This window comes from Paraburkholderia sp. WS6 (assembly GCF_030464835.1).
GTDB lineage: Bacteria > Pseudomonadota > Gammaproteobacteria > Burkholderiales > Burkholderiaceae > Paraburkholderia > Paraburkholderia madseniana.
The window spans coordinates 21,213-36,792 of record NZ_JALQCK010000005.1 but is presented as its reverse complement, the minus strand read 5'-3'; the positions used below and the strand labels follow the sequence as shown (position 1 = coordinate 36,792).

General features: G+C 60.4%; 13 protein-coding genes. 1 reads left to right on the top strand and 12 read right to left on the bottom strand.

What is annotated here, in order from left to right; genetic code table 11:
- Positions 1-36: 36 nt before the first annotated feature.
- From M0D64_RS08010 to M0D64_RS07980, 7 genes are all read right to left on the bottom strand, one after another.
- Complete coding sequence (locus tag M0D64_RS08010) at positions 37-681, bottom strand: hypothetical protein (RefSeq protein WP_266257266.1); 645 nt, start codon at positions 679-681, stop codon at positions 37-39.
- A gap of 248 nt (positions 682-929) precedes the next feature.
- On the bottom strand, positions 930-1,238 hold the full coding sequence (locus M0D64_RS08005; protein WP_154562664.1) for a hypothetical protein: 309 nt from the start codon (positions 1,236-1,238) through the stop codon (positions 930-932).
- A gap of 11 nt (positions 1,239-1,249) precedes the next feature.
- On the bottom strand, positions 1,250-1,567 hold the full coding sequence (locus tag M0D64_RS08000; protein WP_266257265.1) for a hypothetical protein: 318 nt from the start codon (positions 1,565-1,567) through the stop codon (positions 1,250-1,252).
- A 346-nt stretch (positions 1,568-1,913) separates the two neighbouring features.
- Entirely contained in the window at positions 1,914-2,183 is a 270-nt protein-coding gene (locus M0D64_RS07995) for a hypothetical protein (RefSeq protein WP_171925442.1), read from the bottom strand.
- A 120-nt stretch (positions 2,184-2,303) separates the two neighbouring features.
- Positions 2,304-3,977: an FAD-dependent oxidoreductase gene (locus M0D64_RS07990; RefSeq protein ID WP_171925441.1), complete on the bottom strand. Its 1,674-nt coding sequence runs from the start codon at positions 3,975-3,977 to the stop codon at positions 2,304-2,306.
- A 295-nt stretch (positions 3,978-4,272) separates the two neighbouring features.
- Positions 4,273-4,674: a MarR family winged helix-turn-helix transcriptional regulator gene (locus M0D64_RS07985; protein WP_266257264.1), complete on the bottom strand. Its 402-nt coding sequence runs from the start codon at positions 4,672-4,674 to the stop codon at positions 4,273-4,275.
- 89 nt (positions 4,675-4,763) lie between these two features.
- Positions 4,764-5,687, bottom strand: a complete 924-nt coding sequence (locus M0D64_RS07980; protein ID WP_266257263.1) for a class I SAM-dependent methyltransferase — start codon at positions 5,685-5,687, stop codon at positions 4,764-4,766.
- Positions 5,688-6,049: 362 nt separating this feature from the next.
- On the opposite strand from M0D64_RS07980, the gene M0D64_RS07975 reads away from it, so the two are divergent.
- Positions 6,050-7,609, top strand: coding sequence for a class I SAM-dependent methyltransferase (locus M0D64_RS07975; protein WP_266257262.1), 1,560 nt, complete (start codon positions 6,050-6,052; stop codon positions 7,607-7,609).
- A 139-nt stretch (positions 7,610-7,748) separates the two neighbouring features.
- Here the strand turns inward: M0D64_RS07975 and M0D64_RS07970 are convergent, their stop codons facing one another.
- From M0D64_RS07970 to M0D64_RS07950, 5 genes are all read right to left on the bottom strand, one after another.
- The gene (locus tag M0D64_RS07970) at positions 7,749-8,837 is read right to left on the bottom strand and encodes a hypothetical protein (RefSeq protein WP_266257261.1); all 1,089 of its coding nucleotides are present in this window, start codon (positions 8,835-8,837) and stop codon (positions 7,749-7,751) included.
- A gap of 371 nt (positions 8,838-9,208) precedes the next feature.
- The gene (locus tag M0D64_RS07965) at positions 9,209-9,367 is read right to left on the bottom strand and encodes a hypothetical protein (protein WP_266257260.1); all 159 of its coding nucleotides are present in this window, start codon (positions 9,365-9,367) and stop codon (positions 9,209-9,211) included.
- A 288-nt stretch (positions 9,368-9,655) separates the two neighbouring features.
- Complete coding sequence (locus M0D64_RS07960; protein WP_266257259.1) at positions 9,656-12,769, bottom strand: efflux RND transporter permease subunit; 3,114 nt, start codon at positions 12,767-12,769, stop codon at positions 9,656-9,658.
- Positions 12,766-13,977 (bottom strand): efflux RND transporter periplasmic adaptor subunit, encoded by a 1,212-nt coding sequence (locus M0D64_RS07955; RefSeq protein ID WP_266257258.1) that lies wholly within the window; start codon positions 13,975-13,977, stop codon positions 12,766-12,768. Before M0D64_RS07955 ends, M0D64_RS07960 begins: the two co-directional genes overlap by 4 nt.
- A complete protein-coding gene (locus tag M0D64_RS07950; protein ID WP_266257257.1) occupies positions 13,974-15,452 on the bottom strand; it encodes an efflux transporter outer membrane subunit in 1,479 nt (492 codons plus the stop codon). The genes M0D64_RS07955 and M0D64_RS07950 overlap by 4 nt, the downstream gene beginning before the upstream one ends.
- Positions 15,453-15,580: the final 128 nt, after the last annotated feature.

Sequence of the window (15,580 nt, the reverse complement as noted above, 5' to 3'; positions counted from 1 at the left end):
GGAGACAGCGGGACGCGGATTTTCGTTGAGCCGAATTCAACCGCGATTGTCTTCGCAGTCCGTCCACAACCGCAGCGGATCCCGGTGAAGCGGATACTGCTTGTCGAGCCACGCCGACAGTCGGGTCCAATCGGGGTGGTTGGTCCCGGTCTTTGCAGACCATGTCGACGACCTCTCGAGAATCTGTCCGTTCTCGCGATCACGGACAAGCAAACTGCCAAGACCGCTCGAACTGTTCTCCTGCGTTTCGACCCGATACCGTGGCAGGAGTCTCACTTCAGCATCCCCTGCCCAGCCGTACACGGCCCGGACCACGCCGGTTGCGTCCTTTAACTCCACTGCGCCGCTGGCCGGCCGAATGGCCGCCCAGCCTTCAGGAAATTCCGCGACGACCTCATTGCCACTTTCCCGGACCCATTTCATACGCCAGGCCCGCTCCATCGCATCGCGCACGTGCGACACCGACTCATACCCCGGAGGCAACTCGATCGCTGCAGGCAAGGTAACGAGGTTATCTTTCCAAAGCTTTGCCTCGCCACGATCACGTCGATCGGTTGTTCTGGATACTTCTTCTCCAAACGGGTTATCAGGCCGGCTAACGAGACGGGCGCCGCTTTGCTGCAGGTCGGGGAAAAGACCGTCTGCATCACGACGCGTTAGTTTTGGTTTTCCGTTTTTCATGGTGTCTCGCTGAAAGGCGCTCTCAAGAACGACCAATTTACATTAAACATGGCAACGTTCTTCGCAACGGCGCAATTATCCGGGCCGCGGCGGCCGCCAGTTCGATATGTTTCGCCACGAGGGCAAGCAGGAAGGCGCGCCGCCTTGCACGTCAATTTACGGTCTTTGCGAATGATTTTCGAGGACACCGTGACCGTGCGCAGCGACAGCACCGCTACGCCAAGGTCCGCCTGACCGAGTGTGCGCGGTCAAACGTGCGGCAGGTCGTCAATACATTTTTCGACGTGCTCGCCGGGGACATCAGTGTCAATCCCGTCATGGCCGTCGGTGTGAGCGACAGACACGATTTTTGGCCCCAGAAACCGTATGCCGCCGAGCGTAAAAAGGGACCAAACAGCATTCCCCCGACGGATCGTGGCCACGACTTCGGCCACCTCGACAATCGACGTGGGGGACAACCAATCACGCGTCGCCGGGTCGACGGGAGCCCAACGCACATGGGTAATCCTGTCGTTCGTCGGATTGATGCGAATGGCGTCTATAGCAAACGTGGCCATATCTGCCTCCATCATTCTGCCAAAGGAATTTCACTATTATGCGCTGCTTCTTTTTCTGGTTCACCAGCCAATTTCCTCGCCGGATCGTCTGCGACGGCGACGCGGCGCGCCTCGAGCGCATTTCCCCGCGGAAGGTGCTCGGCAGCGTTGTCTTCAGTCAGACTGATCTTGACGCGAGACCCCGTCGTCGCTCTGGACAAGCTTCGGGCGCCCGGTCGCGTCTGGACCTGTATCCACCAGCTTGTTGCGGTAGTCACAGGCGGGACAGAGGAAAAAGAATCCTTGTTCATCCAGTTCCGGCTCGACGCGATCGAAGTCGAACGAGACATTGCAGTTTCGACAGGTCCACATAGCGGCCTCCGTCGGTATCTTCGAGGAATCCTCGTATGAAGGATACTATCCGCAAGCCGATCCTCTGGCGCAAGATAATCAGTGCTGCCCCGCGTTCAGGAGCAGCCAGATCTGTCGCGTGTGCGCACCTGCGAGAATGCGTGCAAACACGGCGCCGCACCGCACGCACGTGTAGTGCTCTTCTGCTCGCGTATCCTTCACGGTGCCGACGCCGTTAGGCGTCAGGTCGTCATGCGGAGCCGCAGTAGCCGACTGCCCGTAGAGATCAGCGCATCGTGCGCATGGTTGAATCCAGAGTTGCATTTTGAACAACTAGAGCAGTGATCAGCCGTTGCTGACAACCGAGCCGCCTTCGACCATCAGGTCGACACGCCGCTTTCCTTCTACATACCCAGCCTCGCGGGCCGCTTCTTCGCTGCCGAACGTGGCGACAAGTTCCTGGAAGCGAATGCTCTGTCCGGCGAGGTGGGCATCGGAACCGTGGCGACAGATGTACGCCGAGTAGTGCCACAAGGTGGTTGGGGCCGGTGGACCGTATGCAAGGATCGGAAGGACCCAGACTTCATATCCGCTGTGTTCGATCTTGTCCCACATAGCTACCTCCATCGTGATCTTCGAGGAATCGTAGCATGTCATACCTGACGACACGGATCTCGCTGGCAAGCACGGCATGCGTCCCAACGCCGCTATTTTGTTGACACTCGCAGTCAGACTTCACTCATACAGAGCCAAATATTCATGCAGCGACTGAAGGACAGCGGCGCCCTCTCCGACAGCAGCCGCGACCCTCTTCACCGAACCACTGCGAACGTCACCAACTGCAAAGATGCCTTGCCGGCTCGTCTCCAGAAATCGAGGCGGACGATCCGGCGGACACGCCTTAAGTGCATCGGTGCCGGTGAGCACGAAGCCGTTCTTGTCCAGCGCAACACAATCGCCGAGCCAGCCGGTACTGGGCTGCGCACCGAGAAACAGGAAGACGTGCCGGATCGGTTTCTGTTCGATCTCCCCTTGCCGGTCCCATTTGACCGATTCAAGCCGCTCCTCGCCGTACAGCTCCACGACTTGGGTCCGCTGATGAACGGTAATGTTGGACGCCGCATCGATCCGTCGGATCAGATAATTCGACATGCTCGCATTGAGTCCGTCACCGCGAATCACGATGTGAACATGCCGCGCAAATCCCGCGAGAAAAACCGCTGCCTGGCCGGCTGAATTTCCGCCACCAACGATAATCAATTCTTCGTTGGCACAAAACGCGGCTTCCATGAACGTTGCGCTGTAGTAAACGCCGCGCCCCTCGAAATTCTCCAGGCGGTCCAGCGGCGGTTTCCGATAACGCGCGCCAGTAGCAATGACGACGGCGCTGGCATATACGTGCTCGTCGTAATTGAGCCGAATGTGAAAAGGCGGTGCGTCCTGGCAATCGATGCCGAGCGCTTCAATGGGTACGCCGACCTCGGCACCGAACTTGCGGCATTGCGACAGGCCGCGGCCGGCAAGCGCTTGACCCGAGATGCCCGTTGGGAACCCGAAGTAATTTTCTATCTTTGAACTGGTGCCCGCCTGGCCACCCGGCGCCTTGGTGTCGAGGACCGCGACCTTCAAGCCTTCGGAGGCCGCGTATACCGCGGCCGCAAGACCTGCCGGTCCGGCGCCCACCACGACCACATCGAACCGCTCGCCATTCAGCTTGTCGGGACTGAGACCGATTGCATCGGCCACGGCGCGGTGGGTCGGGCACTTCAGAACGTGACCTTGTAGCGTGATGACCACTGGTATATCAGCTTCTGTCGCGCCATTGCGTTCGAGAAGCGCCTGCGCTTCCTGATGCTCGACGATATCGAAGTAGGCCGATGGCTGACCGTTGCGGCTCAGAAAATGCCGAAGACGGAACGTGGCCGCGGACGCCGAACTGCCAATGACCAGAATACCCCCGCTCTGGTCCTGAATAAAAGCGACCCGGCGCAGGATGAACGCGCGCATGATCGTTTCGCTTAATTCAGCTTCCGCGATGACGAGCGCGCGCAGCGATTCCTCGTCGATAACGATCACTTCGCAATCACTAGTGGCGCGCGCCGTGGCCACCGCGGCGCGGCCGGCAAGCGTTCCGACCTCACCTGTGAAGCTGCCTGGACCGTGCCTGCCCAGCACATGGAGACCGTCTCCTGAGCCTCTCGTCGCCTCGATAGTCCCTGAGACGATGGCGAACATGGGAATGTGCCGGTCGCCTTCGGAGAACAGCACATCGCCCGTGTTCAGCCTGCGTCGCTCACCGTACCTCTCCAATAGTGCAAACTGTCTTTCATTCAGCGTTGGAAAAATCTGGTGGTGGCGGCTGCCGCCTGACACCAATTCTCCAACTCCGCCCGACGATTTATCGCTCATGGAGAGATTCCAAATGAGTGGGCACGGATTGTGACCCGGGTGAGCACCTTGAGGGCACGAATAATCAAAAGGACTGGAGACTGCGAACTGCAATATCCGTGCTGATTGTGTACCTGAATTTCGGTCGCAGTAAAGTGCGCGAGACGCGGTGGCTCGCCCGCACGCTGGATGGTAATGGCAGCGCGCCTATTCGAAAAGCCTTGAAGCGGCTGGTCCCTGCCGCTTCGTGAATCGTTATGTGTCTGCGGTCTAACGGGCCAGCGTTGCCGCCGATTCGATTGTTGCCGCGTCCTTCTCAGCTTTGGCGACGCGACCGGGGTTTACGCGGACGGCCTCCCCGCTCTGGTTCAGAAGGGATCACGTACGGCTCGAGCTCCATCAGGATCTCGTCGAGCCTGATACGTAGTTCCTTTGGCACTTGCGCCATCATCTCGGCATAGGCCTCGGTTGTTACCTGGCGCATGGCCTCGATTTTTTTCAAGCCAGCAGGTGTCAATTCAACACACTTCTGCCTGCGATCCTCGGCCGCCTCCCGACGATCCACCAGGCCTTCCCGATACAGTCCGTCGACCATACGACTGGCCGCAGCATGACTCAGGCCAGTTGCCTCGGCCAGTTCAGCAATGGTCTGTGAATCGTGGTGATGGAGATGGAACAGAGAGATGACACGCGCGAAGGTCACGTCGCCGCTTAACATCGTCGACTCAAGGGTTTACAGAATTTCCGGAAATCGAGCGGAATACAACTTGGTACGGGGACCGCATGTGATCGAAGCGGCTATGTGCGTCACCGAAGAGACTTTAGCGCGGTAAGGTAAGCGGTGCGCTCGGCCGTGACCAACCGGCGACCTTCAACTTGCGGGCGGAGGATCTGTTCGAAGAATAGTCGTTCGTCCACTGTGAACTGCGTCGCGAGAATGTCGCCGAGCCGCGGAGCCCAAGGGTGCGGCGAGCTGCCAAGCAGCACGTCCCAGGAGGTGACCGCGGCGGGACGTACATCAATGTGAAACTCCATATGAATATCCGCGAACCCCGCATCTAAAGCGAAGCGGACCAGATCGCGTTCGCCGTAGTTGGCAATCGGATTCGCAGAAATTTTTTCGTCAGTATCGGGAAACTGAGCGGATTTCCAGCGATGCAGCAGGTGGAAGAAGTTGTCCCCTGCTTTCTCGGGCAGACCTTCAACGATTTTCCGCAGCGAGCTTGCCTCGATTGCATCGTCGCGCATAATCGGTTCGGCGATCGACAGCCGGCCACCGGGCCTGAGAATCCGATGAAATTCCCGCAGGGCGGCCATCTTGTCCGGGACATACGCGAGAACGGCCCGTGTCGTGACTGCATCGACAGTGCCAGCCTCAATGCCATCGAGCGATTCGGCGGAGCATTGGATGAAGACGCACTGATCCTGGATGTTCCGCTGAACTGCGAGTGCTTCAGTGTGACGAAGCAGAGGTGCCGAAATATCCGTCATAAGCACGCGCAGCGATGGGCCTATGCGGTCGATCGCGCTTAAACCGATCAGCCCATCGCCGGTACCGATGTCGGCGAGCGTCATGCCAGGGGTAAGCCTCGCGCCGGCCAGAACGCGGTCCACATGGTGTTTGAGTTCGACATGGAGGGCTCGTTCGTGCCCTGGATCATCTCCGTGCCGGATATGTAACAGCCAATCGGACCACACATCGGATTGGGGCTGGGAGTCGGAGCTATTCATGTCGAAGGACGAATGTCGATTGGATAACGAGGTGTGTCGAATGACCAAAGACTCGAACCTCATCCCGGATCAGCCGACCAGCAGTTGGGCGGCATCGCCGTCGGCGAATGAATGTAAGGGACGTTACCTTATGAGAACCTGAGGGACTTGCTATCAGAGCGGGAAACCACGCAGGAATGTCTGGCGTCGGACTGTGGATAGACAAAGAGGTCCGCGCTATGAGAGGCTTCGCATCACGTCGACCCGACGGCGAGGCGATCCGCGCCCGGTGACGTTGACCGTATCACCCGGCCTCCGCTGAAAGTGGGTTGGGAAGTCGCCGTTCCAGCACGGCGATCCTTCAAGAAAACGAGAGCTAGAACGTGAGTGAGTGGGAAGCAGGCAGCATTGATGGTATTGCGTACACGTACGGCTATTGCGACGAACTGGATCCGCTGCGCCTTAGACTTCCGTTGCTACAGTCGGGATTCGCCCCTCCGGCCCTGCGTACCGCCTGCGAACTGGGATTCGGCCACGGCGTCAGCGTGAATATCCACGCAGCCGGGTCAGCTACAAGATGGTTCGGTACTGACTTCAACCCGTCTCATGCGAGCTTTGCACGGCAATTGACACAATGCGCCGGATCGCAGGCAAGCTTGTTCGCTGAAAGCTTCGCAGAATTTTGTAGGCGAGACGAATTGCCGAAATTTGATTTCATTGGCATGCACGGTATCTGGAGCTGGATTTCCGACGAAAACCGTGCGCTCATTGCCGATTTCATACGACGCAAACTCAATGACGGCGGCGTCGTGTATATGAGCTATAACACCCAGCCCGGGTGGGCCACGATGTTGCCCGTGCGCGAATTGATGAACTGTCATTTCCAGGCGAGCGCGAGGTTGAATGCCCACGGCGGCGTGCCCGCCGAAACGCAAGTCCAGACGCACATTGCAGCGGCGTTAGACTTCGTAAAGACCGTGGTTGCGACGCAACCCGGCTACGCAGTGGTCAACCCGCAGCTGGCTGAACGTGTCGACGCATTGTGCAACGAGAACACGCACTACCTCGCGCATGAATATTTCAATCGTGACTGGCAGCCCATGACTTTCTCGCAGGTCACATCATCGCTTGCCGCGAGCGGTTTGACCTATGGCTGTTCTGCGGACTATCGCGATCACGTCGACGAGATCAATCTCAACCCAGCTCAACGCGCCTTGTTGGTGGGCATTCGAGATACCGCTTTACGGGAGACCGTACGAGACTTTTGTATCAACCGGTCGATGCGGCGAGATTACTGGGTCAAAGGGAGCCGGACGCTCGGTGAGGAGGTGCAGCAGACGGCGCTGCGCGCGCATCGCGTCATGCTGGCGCTGCCGAGGGCTGCGGTCTTGCTGAAGGTGCGCGGAGCGCTGGGAGAAGCGACGCTACCGGAAAGCTCATATGGTCCGATTCTCGACGCGCTTACCAGCCATCACCCCGCACGTCTCTCCGATATCGAAAACAGCGTCCGCGGACGTGGGATTACACTCCCCCTCATCGTCAAGGCCGTGACATTGTTAGTGGGGGCCGGCGTGTTGCTGAATGTACAGGACGAGGCGCACATTAATCTGGCTCGTCCGTCGTCGGACAGGCTGAACGCCGCCATTTGCGAGCAGGCGCTCCAGCATGGGGACGTACAATTTCTGGTCAGTCCCGTGTCCGGATCGGGTGTTTTGATTCCCCGTGTGCCACAGCTCTTCCTGTTGGCAAGGCGACGTCATTTAAGGGAACCCACACAGTGGGCCGAATTCGCCGAAGCTGCTTTGCACAGGAACCCCACGCGGGCTCACGCCACGGAAGGAGTTTCCGTTAGCCCGCTGAACACCCGCGACGATCTGATTGCGAAAGCGAATCGCTTTGCTGAAATACATCTACCCATATTGCAGGCACTGGGAATCGCTTGAGGAAGAGATACGGTCGGCAAGCGGATGGCGCTACCTCCATGACCGCGTCCCCTCCAGGGGACAATCGCGCGTTCGGCCAACGCAATCGCCGCAGAATTGCTTACGGCGACCACGTCAACCTGCAATCAACGCGCGGCCGTTACTGCTGGTCGTCTGTCGATACAAAGGCCATGCCGTGCGGACTTACCAAATTGGTCACCAGAGGAAGGAGTGCTCCGCTACGCAGATCAAGTTGGCCGACATAAGCCGGCACCGCCGGCGTGCTACTCGTAGCGGCCACGCCCGTTGATGCGGAGAACGCCGCGTCGCGCTGCCAGACATTGGCACTAATCTTGTACACCACGTTCGCCTTCGTATCGGACACCAGCAGGTAGCCCCGTCGCGCAGTGGCGAATACCGTGTCGTCCACCTGCACGTTGCCGAGAAGCGGCAGATATTGCACTCGCGGTTCGTCGCCCGACGAGCGCAACAAGACAAGCTGACCATCTCCCTGATCATCGAGCAGTACATCACCCGACGGCGTCAGCGTCATTGAATCCGGATCGGTCAGGGTCAGGTTCGCCACCGTGCCAAACGGAATGTTGCTGGCGTCCAATGTGCCGCGCATTACCGGAGTGACGTCGATTGTGTAGGTGCTCGCATCGAGGTGCACAACGCGGACAATCGCGGGCCCCATATTCTTGCCGCTACTGTTAAGGGTGGGATTGGACGCGCTGAAGTAGGCCTGGCCGTCCTTGAACACGATGTCATCGTAACCGCCGCCGTGCAGCGTCTTGCCAAAGGAATACGGTTTGGATGCCTGGCCGGTCGAGGGATTAATGATGACGAGGTTTGGATTCGCATCCTCATTCTGCATCGCCCAGATCTCGCGAGTATACGGATTGATCTTCAGGCCATCGTTGTGTCCCGCGACTTGATAAGTCTTCACGACACTGTCGTCTTGCGCGTATTCAACAATCACGCTCATCGCGCCGTTCGAGCCATCTGGTGCGCCGTTATTTGCATAGCCGACCCAAACGTGACCATCGAGCACGGCCAGTGAATCCGGTGCGGTCATCAACCCGCCGGAACCCGCCGCGAACACGGTTATGCTAAAACCGGGAGTGACTAACGGCTTCGCCGCTGTTTGCGCGTTGGCGCCGCCAGCCGCGAAACTGAAGGCGGTGAACGCTAGTGCGGTGCAACTAAAAATGCGGCTTACTGCGTAAGCAGATCGAATGCTGGGCATGTTCGTCTCCGAAAACAGGTATGCGATCGGGAAAGGCAGAGGCACCGGCATATGCCAGGCACCCGGTAATGAAACGAAATATATGGAAACATGCGCGCATGACTGAACGGTGACGGCGCGTAAAACTACGCCGACTGGTATGCCTCCAGGCGTCTGCAAAGTTCGTCGCTATTAGTGTTCTTGCTGCCAGTCTGTGCCGAATGCGGGCGAGAACCGTTTGGCATTTTTACCTCTCCTTAAGAGATCCTTAAGAAGATGGAAAGTTTGAAAAAATATACTGCTCAAGCACTCCGAATCGAGGCCGATAGACAGAACGCAGTACACACGTATTTTCTCTATCGGGAGATTGGGATGTCCATTCAGGCAATCGGTCAAAGCGCCGTACAAGCAGCGGCTTCATCCGCCGCGTCTACCTCGAGTTCAGCGTCGAGCGCCCCGGCATCGGGCACGAGCGCCTCTTCGGCTACGGGGTCGAGCACCAGCACGCCCGCGTCGTCCGCTTCGTCAGCGTCGTCGTATACGGTCAACATCAGCAGCGCCGCACGTGCTTTGTTGGCCGAAGCAAGCGAGACGTCGGTTCAAACCGCGCAGGAAGCAGGAAAGGGCGATCAACAGGCGCAACGCCTGCTCGCCAAGGAGGCCGCAGCCAAAGTGCACTAACGCACTCAGGAAGTTCAGCCGGAGGGTAAGGACCGCCGCGCCGGATCGGCGGCGGTCCCGCAGAATTGGAATGCGTGCCGAGACGACACGCTGAGCAGGGTGAGCGCGCCGGCAGTCAAGCACCGGCCGCTATGCACCGCGTTGCGCGCAGTCGGCGCTCAACCTACCGGTTCACGCTCGAGCATGCCGCCTTTCGCGCGCCGTTTCGCCAGCCAATGGGACAGACGATCGAACCACAGATGCACCACCGGCGTCGTGAAAAGCGTCAGCATCTGCGAAACGATCAGGCCGCCGACAATCGCGATACCCAGCGGGACACGCAATTCCGCCCCCGCGCCGTGGCCGAGCGCGAGCGGCAGGGCGCCAAACAGCGCGGCGAGCGTCGTCATCATGATCGGCCGGAAGCGCAGTACGCACGCCTGACGGATCGCCTCGCGCGGCGATAAGCCTTGCTCACGCTCGGCCACAAGCGCGAAATCGATCATCATGATGGCGTTTTTCTTCACAATACCGATCAGCAGAATGATGCCGATCATCCCCATGATCGAGAGATCCTGGCCGCACAGCATCAGCGCCAGCAACGCGCCCACACCCGCCGAGGGCAGCGTCGAAATAATGGTGAGCGGATGAATCGCGCTTTCGTACAGGATGCCGAGGATCAGATACACCACCACCAGCGCCGCGGCGATCAGATACGGTTCGCTCGCGAGCGACGCCTGAAACGCCTGCGCCGTGCCCTGGAACGAACCCGTCAAACTGTCGGGTTTGCCTGCGGCGACTTCGGCCTGGTGAATTGCCGTCACTGCGTTACCGAGCGATTGCCCCGACGCCAGATTGAACGAGATCGTCACAGCCGGGAACAGCCCCTGGTGATTCACCGAAATCGGCGACACGTTGTTTTCGATTTTCGCCAGCGTGTTGAGCGGCACCAGTTCGTTCGTCAGCGGCGAACGAACATAGAGGTGCGCGAGCGCATCGGTGGTCAACTGGAAGCCCGGATCGACTTCTTCGACAACGTGGTACTGGTTCAACTGTGTGAACAGCGTCGCGATCTGCCGTTGACCGAACGCGTCGTATAGCGTGTCGTCGATGGCTTGAGCAGTAATGCCGAAACGCGAAGCCGTGCTGCGGTCGATCACGAGCGTGGCGCTGGTGGCTGCCGCTTGCTGATCCGAAGTGACGTCGGCGAGTTGCGGGAGCTTCGACAGCTTATCGGTTAGTACGCCCGCCCAATGATTAAGTTCATTGATATCGGGGTCCTGAAGCGTGTACTGATACTGCGCGGCGCTGATACGGCCGCCCACCTGAATATCCTGGCGGACCTGCATCGACAAGGAAATGCCCATCACCTTCGCCAGTTGCGGTTTCAGGCGATTGAGCACCTGCGCGGCGCTGTCCTTGCGCTGACCGAACGCTTTCAGGTTGATCATCACGCGGCCCTGGCTCACGGTGGGATTCGCACCCATCCAGTAGTAGACGTTATCGACGGCTGGATCGGCTTCGATGATATTGCCCAGTTGCTGCATTTTCAAAGACATCGCGCGCGGGGAAATATCCGGTGCAGCCTGCGCGACACCCATGATCAAACCACTGTCTTCCTGCGGGAAGAAGCCCTTCGGGATCACGACGAACAGCGCGATAGTCGCGACGATCGTCGCGATCGTCACGCCAAGCATCAGTTTCGGCCAATTCAACACCCAATCGAGACCTCGCTCGTAACGCCGCTCCACCGCGACAAAGCCTCGTTCGAGCCAGGCTTCAAGCTTGCGCATCCGCCCTGTGTCATCCGGCTCAGGCGAGCGGATCAGCCAGCCGCATAGCATCGGCGTGACGGTCAGCGAGACCAGCGCCGACATCAGGATCGCCGCGCTCACTGTAACCGCGAATTCGCGGAACAGGCGTCCGACAATGCCGCCCATCAACAGGATCGGAATGAACACCGCGATCAGCGAGATCGTCATCGAGATAATGGTGAAGCGCACTTCCATCACGCCGAGCAGCGCGGCTTTCATGCGCGGCACGCCTTCCTCGACATGCCGCATTACGTTTTCGATCACGACGATCGCATCGTCCACCACGAAACCCACCGCGATGGTCAACCCCATCAGCGACAGATTGTCGAGGCTATAGCCGAGCAGATACATCACGCCGAACGTAGCGACCAGCGACAAAGGAATCGTCAGGCTCGGAATGATCGTCGCCCACACGTTGCGCAGAAACGAGAAGATGACCATCACGACGAGCGCGACCGTCAGCATCAGCGTGAACTGCACGTCGTGCACCGACGCATTGATGGTTTGCGTGCGATCGCCCACGACATGCAGATGCGCGGCGGCGGGCAGCGTCGCTTCCAGCGCAGGCAGCTTCGCCTTGATGTTGGCAATCGTCTGCACGACGTTGTAGCCAGGCTGCTTGTGAATATCGAGGATGATCGCGCGTTCGTGCTGAAGCCACGCGGCCTGTTGGTTGTCTTCTGCGGCGTTCAGAACGGTGCCGAGATCGGATACGCGAATCGGCGCGCCGTTCTTGTATGCGACCACCAGATCGCGATACGCCGAGGCGGTCGTGATCTGGTCAGTGGCGTTGAAAATCACCGAGCGATCCGGGCCGTTCAGGCTGCCCTTCGGCGCATTCACGGTCTGCAAGCCGACGATCGAGCGCACGTCTTCCAGCGTGAGGCCGCGTGCGGTGAGCTTGTCGGGATCGAGCTGAATACGCACGGCAGGCCGCTGCTCGCCGTGAAAATCGACGAGACCCACGCCGGGCAACTGCGAGATCTGCTGCGCCAGATAGTCTTCGGCGTAGCTGTCGAGTTGCGTGAGCGTGAGCGAAGGCGACGTCAGCGCGAGTGACAGCAAGGTGAAGTCGGCCGGGTTGACCTTTTCGTAGGTCGGCGGATTCGGCAGATTCTTCGGCAAGGTGCCGCCGGCCGCGTTGATCGCCGTCTGCACGTCCTGCGCCGCGCCGTTGATATCGCGCGACAAGTCGAATTGCACCGCGATGTTGGTCGTGCCCAGCGAGCTCGACGACGTCATCTGCGTGATGCCCGCGATCAGCGAGAGTTGTCGTTCGAGTGGCGTCGCTACCGAAGTCGCCATGGTCTCGGCGCTCGCACCCGGCAACTTCGCCACGACCTGGATGGTCGGGAAATCGACTTGTGGCAAGGGCGCGACCGGCAGCATGAAGTACGCCACCGCACCCGCCAGCAGCACCGCGATGGCAAGAAAACTGGTCGCAATACGCCGTTTGATGAACAGTTCCATCAGGCTCATGACGGATTGTCCTGGTTAGCCTGACTGCCCGCGGAGTTTGCGTTGGCCGGTGCCTGGGCTACTGTCGGCACCGTGGTGGCCGCCACACGCACGCCTGGGTTCAAGCGGCTTTGTCCATCGAATACAACGAGATCCGCGGGCGCGACACCGCTGCGAATTTCCGTCATTCCGTCGACCGTCACGCCGATTTTCACCGGACGCATCTGCGCCGTGCCATTCGCGTTGATCACGTATAACTGCGTGCCGTTCTGCGTGTTCACCACCGCGCGGCTCGGCACGGCGACCCGCTGCGTATCGGTACGCAACAGCACGCGCGCATTCACCAGCTCGCCCGGCCACAGCTTGCGATCCCTGTTGGTGAAGGAGGCCTTGAGTTTGATCTGACCGGTGGTGGGGTCGACCGTACTATCGATGAACACGAGCGTGCCGTCGGCGAGCGCGGTGCTGCCGGAACGCGTGGTCACGTTCACCGCCAACGGCGCGGCCGCCTGATTCGCTAGCAGGTCGGGGAGCACGTCTTGCGGCACGGAGAACAGCACGGTAATCGGCTCCATTTGCGTGACGGTGACGATACCGGTCGTGTCGGTGGGATGCACGATCGCGCCGATGTCGGCTTCGCGCGCGCCGACGCGGCCTGTGAACGGCGCGAAGAGCGTGGTGAAGCTCAGTTGCAGGCGATCGCTCTGCACCAGCGCTGCATCTGCTGCGACCGTGGCGGCGAGCGCTTCGACTTGCGCCTTCGCGGTGTCCACGGCCTGGGTGGTCGCCGCGCCAATGCCGACGAGCTTCGAGTAACGCGCGAGATCGAGCCTCGCATTATCAAGCGAGGCCTGGTCCTTGCGTTGCGCCGCTTCCGCCTGATGCAATTGCGCAGTGAGCGGTCCCTGGTCGAGTTGCGCGAGCAACTGCCCTGCCTTCACATCCTGCCCTTCAGTGAAAGCCACGCGCTGCAACTGGCCGTCCACACGCACTTTGACGTCCACAGTATTGAGTGCGAGGACCGTACCCACTGCGGCCACGCGAATCGGAAAATCGCTGATCACCGGATGACCCGCGTTGACCGGCACCGCAGCCACGGGCTTCACGGCCGGATGCTTCGGCCATAACCACGCGACAAGAATCAAGGCAAGGACAACGCACGCCACCACGAGCGGCGCGCGACGGCGCGCCCGGGGCGCCTCGTGATTCGGAATATCAGCAGGGTTCATGAGCGGGAAGGCGTAGGAGTGGAAGCGGTGCCGCTATCGGTGACACCGAAGCCACCGCCGAACGCGCGAAACAGGCTCACCGACGCTTGGAGGCGCGCGAGCCGCGCCTGCACCAGTGTGTCTTCGGCTTGATAGAGCGTGCGTTGGGCGTCGAGTACGGTCAGAAAGTCGACGGTGCCGAGCTTGTATTGGGCTTGCGCGAGCGTGGCGGCTTTGCGGGCAGCGTCAGCGGCGGTCTGGTCGGCGGTTTCCGCGAGCTGCTGCTGTTGCGCCGCCGAGAGCGAATCCTCGACGTCCTGCAGCGCAGTCACCACGGCCTGCCGGTAATCGGCGACGCCCTTGGCTTCGGTGGCCTGGCTTGCGTGCAACTGACCGTGCAGCGCGCCGCCGTCGAAGAGCGGCGCGGCCAGCGACGTGGCGAGGCTCGCAAACGGACTCGACAGAAAATGCGAAAGGGACTTGCTGCTGAGCCCGCCGTCGGCGGTCAGCACGATGTTCGGCAGAAAGGCCGCGCGTGCCGCGCCGACGCTCTCATTAGCCGACTGCAACTGCGCTTCCTTCGAGCGGATATCGGGGCGCGTTTCCAGCAGGCTGGCCGGCAGATTCGGACGCGGCTGGGGAATGGCGATTCCGGCGAGCGCGGTGTCGTTGACCGTGAACTGCTCAGGCGCGGTGCCCACCAGCACGGCGAGCGCATGGATGTTGGTGTCCAGTTGCTGTTGCAGCGCCGGGACCGCCGCCTGGAAGGTGGCGAGCGCATTGCGCTGCTGCTGGACCTGCAGCTCGGTTGCGACGCCCGCCTCCTGTTGCGCGAGCAACAGTTGCAGAATGTGCGCGGCATCGTCGGAAATGGACCGTGCGATCGCCAGACGGCGGCGCAGGCTCTGCACCTGGAAATACGTGTCCGCCACCGATGCGGTCAGCGTCAACGCCACTGTATCGCGATCGAACTCGGATGCGCGCGCGAGCAGGTCCGCTGCGCTGGCGTTAGCGGCGTTAAAGCCCCAGAAGTCGACCTCGTAACTGGCTTCGGCGAACAGGCTTTGGGTTTTGGTGGTCGAGCCACGCCCCTGGTGAGCGCGGTCGAAGGTGGCGCCGAGCGAGAGCGACGGATACTGCGGCGCGCCGGCTTTCTCGGCGTTGCCGCGCGCCTGTTCGACGCTCGCAATCGCGGACGCCAGCGTGAAGTTGTTGCGCAGACTGCGATCGACCAGCGCATCGAGCGCGGGGTCGTGATATTCGCGCCACCAGCCGCTCCTGACGGGAACGGTATCGGCGAGCGAAGCATTCGCCGCGCCGTCGAAGCGCTGCGCGAGCGGCGCACCCGGCCGCTGATAGGCCGGCACGAGCGAGCACCCGGCCAGAACCGCGACGCCGAGTGCGCATGCGGCACATGCGGCAGCACGCAGGGCCCGATGAGGCGCACGAGGACTGACGACGCGCGAAAACGGCGCCGGACGGGACAGCCCTGACATTGGAGAACACTCCGGCAACATGGGAATGTCGCCAGAGTAGTCAGCGTGTCCTGTCGGCGCTTTCGCCCAATAATGAAAAAAATTTAATGCGCCGCAACACGCCGTCGGAGCGCGTATCCATGTCGCCG